Raw genomic sequence first — 629 nt, forward strand, 5'->3', positions numbered from 1 at the left:
ATATAGTTGTATCTGACCCACATTACGCTAGAGATTATCTAAATTCGTTTGATACTCTTATTAAAGGTCTTAAGTTGGAGTTTCAAGACTCTAACATTCGAATTGCTATGCATGGTAATGATCAAACTATTGTGAAGTATGCAATTGAAAATAATATTGAGTATCAAAATATTTACGATGATCGCCATAAAGGCTTAGAAATCTATGATAATGCAGATTTACATGTTGGTTATAGAGTTCATGCCCATGTATCTACACTAAAACGTCGTAAGTATTCATATCTTTTAGAGCAAGATGGTCGTGGATGTGACTACGGTTTAACTATTGAACGCAGAATATCTATACCAAATTTTCGTAAAAGTGCTAGTTCATTTATTGTTAAAGTCATCTTTGAATTAATGAAACGTATTAATTTTCCTATAACTAAAGTTTCTAGTAGTCCAGCAGAAGCGTTAATTGCAATGATTAAGAATGATCGTAAAGATGGATTCTCTAAGTTTTTAAATTTAGAGTTACAAATTGAAAAATTTAGCAACGATTTAGTCGATGAACTTAAGAAATTGCCATAATTAAAGTTTTTAACTTTGTCTTTATTTTTATGTTTGGTCATATAATATATGAGTATATTC

Annotated in this window: 1 protein-coding gene; it reads left to right on the top strand. The window is 29.4% G+C overall.

The features are described from left to right. Positions 1 to 569: hypothetical protein (locus L4D09_RS28875; protein WP_428460954.1), on the top strand; the 569-nt coding region annotated here is incomplete at its 5' end. Between the last annotated feature and the right edge of the window lie 60 nt (positions 570 to 629).

Source organism: Photobacterium makurazakiensis (assembly GCF_050336715.1).
Classification (GTDB): Bacteria; Pseudomonadota; Gammaproteobacteria; order Enterobacterales; family Vibrionaceae; genus Photobacterium; species Photobacterium makurazakiensis.